The 7,357-nt window shown below is 43.8% G+C and carries 6 protein-coding genes and 1 pseudogene; 5 read left to right on the forward strand and 2 right to left on the reverse strand.

What is annotated here, in order from left to right; all coding sequences use genetic code 11:
• Positions 1–527: 527 nt before the first annotated feature.
• Positions 528–626: pseudogene (locus tag ACINWC743_RS25240) on the reverse strand (ATPase); the annotation flags it as partial.
• Positions 627–1,252: 626 nt separating this feature from the next.
• On the opposite strand from ACINWC743_RS25240, the gene phnC reads away from it, so the two are divergent.
• Genes phnC through ACINWC743_RS04610 form a run of 5 tightly spaced genes read left to right on the forward strand, consistent with a single transcriptional unit; the run spans position 1,253 to position 5,631 of the window.
• Complete coding sequence (phnC, locus tag ACINWC743_RS04590; RefSeq protein WP_009584544.1) at positions 1,253–2,032, forward strand: phosphonate ABC transporter ATP-binding protein; 780 nt, start codon at positions 1,253–1,255, stop codon at positions 2,030–2,032.
• Positions 2,033–2,051: 19 nt separating this feature from the next.
• Positions 2,052–2,912 (forward strand): phosphate/phosphite/phosphonate ABC transporter substrate-binding protein, encoded by an 861-nt coding sequence (phnD, locus tag ACINWC743_RS04595; protein WP_009389226.1) that lies wholly within the window; start codon positions 2,052–2,054, stop codon positions 2,910–2,912.
• Positions 2,913–2,930: 18 nt separating this feature from the next.
• Positions 2,931–3,728 carry a phosphonate ABC transporter, permease protein PhnE gene (gene phnE, locus ACINWC743_RS04600; protein ID WP_004757464.1) on the forward strand — a complete coding sequence of 266 codons (798 nt, stop codon included), beginning with the start codon at positions 2,931–2,933 and terminating at the stop codon, positions 3,726–3,728.
• Positions 3,729–3,769: 41 nt separating this feature from the next.
• Positions 3,770–4,777 carry a phosphonate dehydrogenase gene (locus tag ACINWC743_RS04605; RefSeq protein ID WP_004757466.1) on the forward strand — a complete coding sequence of 336 codons (1,008 nt, stop codon included), beginning with the start codon at positions 3,770–3,772 and terminating at the stop codon, positions 4,775–4,777.
• The gene (locus ACINWC743_RS04610; RefSeq protein ID WP_009389225.1) at positions 4,774–5,631 is read left to right on the forward strand and encodes a LysR family transcriptional regulator; all 858 of its coding nucleotides are present in this window, start codon (positions 4,774–4,776) and stop codon (positions 5,629–5,631) included. Before ACINWC743_RS04605 ends, ACINWC743_RS04610 begins: the two co-directional genes overlap by 4 nt.
• 493 nt (positions 5,632–6,124) lie before the next feature.
• On the opposite strand, the gene ACINWC743_RS04615 is transcribed toward ACINWC743_RS04610, so the two are convergent.
• A protein-coding gene (locus tag ACINWC743_RS04615; protein ID WP_085947552.1) for an IS3-like element ISAba21 family transposase occupies positions 6,125–7,290 on the reverse strand; the annotation gives its coding sequence in 2 pieces (ribosomal slippage) (positions 6,125–7,032 and positions 7,032–7,290; 1,167 coding nt in all).
• Positions 7,291–7,357 lie beyond the last annotated feature (67 nt).

A 7,357-nucleotide genomic window follows, 5' to 3' on the forward strand; every position in this document is an offset into this window, starting at 1 on the left:
CTGCGGTGTAAGTCTTCTGTTTCTTGCTCATGGTAAACTCCTGATGAGTGTCTATAGTTTACCAAGTTAAAACCTCCTGTTTTCTCAGCACACATCAGGAGACTACCTGTCAGAATTAACAGGTATGGTTAGTCCCATAAAAAAAACGCCAGCAAGGGGTTGCTGGCGTATAAAATGAATCTGCATTGACATGCAGGTATTGCCTAATTTATCAGGATTGATCCATATGTTGCATATCAAAATAACGATTTACAAAAACGAAATTAAAAAGCATCTCCCTGCCCTTATGAGTCTGCTCGGCACACTTATTTTTATGGCCGCATTCTTCGCGCTATCCGTTCACTTTAACGCTGCAATTGTCAAATGTCACTAAAAACTGACCCACTATTTGCATCTAAAATTGACCCACGTAGTTGTTAAAATATTACAGTCGTGAAACTCAATTAATTGATGGCTAACTCCTCCTGATCTATTTTGGTTTGTCGTGGTTTAGTTCGCTTTGTTGCAATTCCCTTGGTACTCGATTCTTTAAAGCGCCAAGACTCATTGCCTGTTTCGACGATATGACAATGATGCGTTACCCCCGCCAAAATAGATATCCATAGTGCGATATGTAGTTGCAGAGTGCCTAACAATATTACTATCTAGGAATATTTTCATGGCCATGCCTAACGAGGCTGTAGCGAAACTCCCAGCCGAATTTTACCCATTAAAGCGGTCCAAATAACAAACATATTTCATGCTGCTATTCAAATTCCAGCTCACTAAAGCGCAACAACTTCGCTACTTTTCAAATAGCCGCGCATCACCAAAAATAAAATATTTGTACTTCGAGTTTTGCTACAACTTCAACGAGTCTGTAGTAAAAGGAATCCGTAAAGACACTTATCCACAGCACTCTCTGTATTGATTAGTAGTAGGTTAAAAGCCACGCAAACGATTTTACATAATCGCCACTTATGAGTAGTGACGTAATTTTAATGTGTCTCGACCTATTTTGAGCCTTCCAGCTGCGTTCGGCCAGAAGCGGACGCCAGGGTGTGCCTTAAAATCCTGCTAAACCCCTCCCAGCTAGCTCCGCCAATTACCGGCGCCTCACTGCATACCAATTGGAAGTCTTATAGCCAAGCGTTTGAGTGCGATTGCTAATTGCTCGCAATAAAACTGTAACATTGAGTCGTTATGCTCACCTCATTATCTGATTTCGTAATCAAAAATAAAGATTGATTACAACAACGAGGGTCTGGCAGCAATGATTCAACTTCAAAATATTACCGTCCAGTACGGACAAATGATTGCGTTGCATCCAACTTCACTCACGTTTCAACAGGGACAGTTTTCAGTGTTGCTCGGTGCCTCTGGTGCAGGCAAATCAACAATGCTCCGTTGTCTTAACCTGATGCAAAAACCCACTAACGGCAATATAAACATTACAATGTTAGGTTCATTGTTGGACAAAAAAATATTGCAAGAGCATCGTCGGCGTACTGGCATGATATTCCAGCAGCATCAATTAATTGGTCGACTTTCTGTTTTGCAAAATGTGCTAATGGGTAGACTAGGTTATCACTCGACGCTTCGTACTCTTTTTCCTCTATCGAAGGAGGATCAATCTATTGGATTACACAGCCTTGACCGCGTTGGGCTACTTCACAAAGCACTCTCACGAGTGGATGAGTTAAGTGGCGGTCAGCAACAACGCGTGGGTATAGCTCGGGCATTAGCGCAGCGACCGGCACTTGTTTTGGCAGACGAGCCTGTGGCAAGCCTTGATCCAGCAACCGCCAACAAAGTCTTGGCGCTCTTACACCAGATATGCAAAGAAGACGGCATAACCGCTGTAGTCAGCCTACATCAAGTCGATCTCGCTAAACGCTATGCTGACCGAATCGTCGGTCTGGCTCATGGCAAGGTTGTGTTCGATGCAATACCAGCGGCTCTGACACAAGCGCATGTAACTGAACTCTATGAACAAAAAGCGCAATTGAATTCAAACATTCCAAATATTACTCATAACCATTGTTTAACTTAAGAACTGAGGAGAAATAACCATGAAAAAGCTATTCGCTGTACTGGCTCTAATATTGTTTAGCCTCTTAGGTAGTGTCACATATGCCGCACCTAATCCTGACCCCGGCACATTAAAAGTTGCTCTCTTGCCTGATGAAAATGCATCAACCGTCATTAAAAATAATAAGCCTCTAGAGATGTATCTTGAAAAAGCTCTGGGCAAAAAGATTGAGCTTATTGTTACCACTGACTATTCATCAATGATTGAAGCAATGCGGTTCGGTCGTATTGATCTTGCATATTTTGGGCCCTTGTCTTATGTATTGGCCAAACAGAAAAGTAAGATTGAACCATTTGCAGCAATGCAACAAAAAGGCACAACAACTTATCAGTCAGTGCTAATTGTGAATAAGGCGGCGGGCATCAACAACATCACAGATATCAAGAAAAAAGCCGTTGCCTGGGGTGACAAGGCCTCTACATCCAGCCACCTGATCCCCAAATCAATGCTTGCTGATAAAGGATTATTTGCCGGAACGGATTACAAGGAGCATTTCGTAGGCGCTCACGATGCAGTGGCGATGGCAGTTCAGAATGGACACGCGCAGGCCGGTGGTCTGAGCAAGCCCATTTTCAAATCGCTCGTTCTGAGCGGCTTGATCGATCTAAACAAAGTGAAGGTCTTAGCGGAGTCAAAACCGTTTCCTCAGTACCCATGGGCTATGCGCTCTAACTTAAAACCAGAGCTTAAAGAAAAAATTCGTGCTGCCTTCCTCGATTTGAAAGATCCGAACGTGTTGAAACCATTCAAGGCTGAAGGATTCGGGCCTGTAACAGATAAGGATTACGATGTCGTGCGTGATTTAGGTAGTTTGCTAAAGCTAGATTTTTCCAAGTTCTAATTTTTTGAGGTCTCTACAATGAATACGAACTTCGAAGCCATATTGTCAGAGCAGCGCCAAAGCTGGAATCGAGTAGTTAGGTATGTGATATTGATTTTAGCTATTGTCGTCGGATGTTGGTATTACGTTGGTCTATTTGATGGTGAGCGTTTAGGCGAAGGCGTGCCAAGTCTTGTTAGTCTCATTGGTGAGATGTTCCCTCCCAACTTTAGTGAGTGGAGAGCATGGGTCAAGCCAGTGCTCGATACCTTAGCCATGAGTATTGCTGGAACCGCCATCGCTGTGCTTTTGTCCGTGCCCTTGGGTATTTTGGCTGCACGCAATACCAGTCCACATCCAGCGGTCTATCAGGCTGCGCGTGCTCTGTTAAATGTGTTGAGATCTGTTCCTGAGCTTATTATGGGTATAGTTTTCGTGGCAGCTGTCGGCTTTGGTGCACTGCCGGGTGTGTTGGCATTAGGCCTGCACTCAATCGGCATGATCGCTAAGTTTTTTGCGGAAGCGATTGAGCATACAGATCAAGCACCAGTTGAAGCTGCGCAGGCCGCAGGTTGCAGCCCGCTACAAGTGATATTTCATGGCATTTTTCCGCAAGTATTACCGCAAATGGCCGACACCGCGATTTATCGGTGGGAATACAATTTTCGCGCCTCAACGGTGATGGGAATGGTCGGTGCCGGCGGTATAGGTTTCGAGTTGATAGGATCGCTGCGTCTTATGCAATACCAAGAAGTATCCGCGATATTGCTGGTCATTCTTGGGATGGTGACGCTAGTTGATACATTCAGTTCATTCTTGCGTCGCAAGTTCAAGTAGCTAACCCATATAAAAAATCCGGTATACACATGAGGGTCCACATGAAACAAAAAATAGTTCTTACCCACTGGGTTCATCCTGAAATTATCGATTATTTACAATCTGTTGCGGATGTCGTTCCCAACATGACCCGCGATACTATGTCGCGCGCAGAATTGCTGGAGAGAGCAAAGGATGCTGACGCACTAATGGTATTCATGCCTGACAGTATCGATGATGATTTTCTTGCGTCCTGCCCTAAATTGAAGATTGTAGGTGCAGCACTCAAAGGCTATGACAACTTTGATGTCGATGCTTGTACCCGCCGTGGTATTTGGTTCAGCATCGTGCCGGACCTTCTGACCATCCCAACGGCGGAGCTGACAATTGGATTGCTTCTTGGCCTGACTCGCCATCTGGCCGAGGGGGATCGCCGTATCCGAACTCACGGATTTAACGGGTGGAGACCGGAACTATACGGAACGGGTTTAACAGGACGCACACTCGGAATCATCGGTATGGGTGCGGTCGGGCGAGCGATTGCGAAGCGCTTATCGAGTTTTGATATGCGGGTGCTTTATTGCGATGACATCGCCTTGAATCAAGAGCAGGAAAAGGCCTGGAATGCACGACAGGTGAGTCTCGATGAATTATTAAGTAGCAGTGACTTTGTTGTACCTATGCTGCCAATGACGCCGCAAACTTTGCACTTATTGAATGCAGAAACAATTGGCACAATGCGCACAGGAAGCTACTTGATCAATGCGTGTCGTGGTTCAGTTGTCGATGAATTAGCTGTTGCCGAAGCACTTGAATCTGGAAAATTGGCGGGTTATGCGGCAGATGTTTTCGAATTGGAAGAGTGGATCCGTGTTGATAGGCCAACAGCTATTCCGCAGGAGTTACTGACCAATACAGCGCAAACATTTTTCACCCCACATTTGGGGTCTGCGGTCGACGACGTGCGTTTCGAAATCGAGAAACTAGCAGCCAATAATATCTTACAGGCACTGACCGGCCAAAGGCCATCCGATGCTATCAATAATCCAATTTTGGAAGGCGTTAATTGATCAATCTTGAACGCGTAGTTACTTTTCTGGCTGTCGTGAATCGGGGTGGCTTTCGTGAAGCAGCCAAGCACACAGGGCTCTCACAGTCAGCTGTGACTCAGCATGTTAGGCGCCTAGAAGAGTCGCTGAGTGTCAATCTGATTGTGCGAAACAACGCAGGTTGTACGCTCACAGAGGAAGGCAAAGTGTTTTTGCCTTATGCGGAAAACCTAGTGCGCACCGGATCCAGAGCGTGCGCATTATTCGACACAAATCGTCTTGTAATAGGCGCGAGCTCGAATATCGGCATCTATGTATTGCCACCGCACTTGAGGCGGTTCAAGAAAACAGCAACTTGCAATTTTGATGTAGTCATTGGCGATAATCTTACCATTGTGAAAAAACTGGAAAACTTTGAAGTCGATGTGGCCATTATGGAATGGTGGGATCAACGAGAGGGATTTGATGCATGCGTTTGGCGAAGTGAAGAACTAGCTGTGATTGTGCCGGTGGAGCATCCGTGGGCCAAATTGGCGAGTATTCCATTAGATTGGCTGAAGGGAGAGAAATTGCTGGGGGGAGAAACAAGTAGCGGCACAGGGCGTCTGTTACAGCATTTTTTCGGAAGCGTGGCAGATTCTATTGGTGTATCTATGCAGCTTGGAAGCACAGAGGCGGTTAAACGGGCAGTACAGGCAGGCTTGGGTATTTCATTGGTGATCTCTTCGTCTGTGGTCGATGAGTGCGAGAGTGGTCGACTAAGAAGCGTTAAAATTGAAGGGATCACCCCCTACAAAAATCTTTACGTTATTTGTCGTAGCAATATGCTTGAAAATACACCATCGGCACATTTCAAAAAATTTCTACTTCAGTAGATGGATGGTATGTTGTTTATGCCAACAGTTAGAAAGTGTGAAGTTTGCCGTGACATATCATGATTTTAAGTTGATGGTAGCATTTTATTCATTTGCGTTATTTCTCTAGAAGGTAGGCGTCTAAATACTAAGTTTTCTACCTTTAAAAGGCCATATCGAACATCCACTTTAATCTGCGGTATCAAGAGAAGATTATTTTTTGCGAACATCCGCTTTGGGCACAACTGAGCCGGTTCTGGTGCTTTGAAATTAATTTAGATCAATTGCATCGCATATCCACCAGCTAACGTGTCCGTTAGTCTCACTAGCCCCTTTTCGGGTACATCTAGTGTGTCAGGTGCTTAGGCTCTAGCGCAAAAGGCGTACTCTTAATCTTCTCAAGACTCGCCTGTATCCAACCTGCTTTGGTCGCCTGATCATCACTGTGGTCAATGTCCGCGTCATTCAAACCTGATATGTGCTGAATTAGCAGGAGACTTTCACTTGGGATATGCTAGGCAGCTAACCGATAAAAGTTCTCTGCTATTTGATTTGGCGTTTTAAAATCCAAACTCTTTTGAATTCTTCGCTGATTATAAAATAACACAATGTATTTTGTAATATCTGCTTTAGCTTCATCTCTGGTTTTATAGTTGCAATGATGCACTAATTCATTCTTGAGTATGCCCCAGAAACTTTCAATCGGTGCATTATCGTAACAGTCCCCACGTTTGCTCATTGAACCTTGAAAATCACATTTTTCCAGTATCTTTCGATATTCATGGCTGCAATATTGGCTGCCTCTGTCCGAATGAATAATTAAGCCTTTCGTTGGTTTTTGATTACGAATCGCCATAGTCAGTGCATTGCAAACAAGTTGTGCGGTCATACGCTCATTTAAGCTATAGCCAACCACTTGTTTCGTGTACAGGTCTTTTACTGCTGCCAAGTATAACCAACCTTCAGCAGTCCAAATGTATGTAATATCGCTTGACCATGCAAGATTGGGCTTAGTCATTGAAAACTGTTGCTCTAGTAAATTTGCGTAGATCGCTCGATTATGATCACTCTTCGTAGTTCTTTTGAAACGCTTATGACGCTTACAATACAGCTGGTTGAGCTTTTTTATTTGACGTACAGCATACGTACTGATTTTGATACCTTGCGCTTGTAAATGCTTAGTTAATCGAATATAGCCATAGCTTTGTTTAGTTTCCTCATGAGCTATTTTGACCAAAATTGTCTGTTGATTTCGCTGAACCAATCTTTTATTCATGCCTCGTTTTAGCCAATCATAAAATCGTGACACTGAAACGTGAAGTAATCTAGCCATAAAGCTAATCGGGAATAAATATCTTTGCTGTTTCATATAGGCGTACCTTACTGACTTTCTTTCGCAAAGTACGCTGCTGCCTTTTTTAGAAATTCACGTTCCATTTCAGCTGTTTTGAGCTGTTGTTTGAGCTTTTTATTTTCTTCGAGTAAGGCATTTAGATCAGGTGAATATTGTTTAGTGCCTGCTAAGGTGCCAGTCTTTGCTTTATTATTCCAATTTGAAAGAGTTTGCATTGAAATGCCAAGTTGTCTGGCTGTTTCCGATACATTGCCTTGATTGGCTTCAATCAATTTTATTGCTTCAACTTTAAATTCTGCGGTGTAAGTCTTCTGTTTCTTGCTCATGGTAAACTCCTGATGAGTGTCTATAGTTTACCAAGTTAAAACCTCCTGTTTTCTCAGCACACATCAG

This window comes from Acinetobacter sp. WC-743, from assembly GCF_000335555.1.
In the GTDB taxonomy this organism is placed as follows: Bacteria; Pseudomonadota; Gammaproteobacteria; order Pseudomonadales; family Moraxellaceae; genus Acinetobacter; species Acinetobacter bereziniae.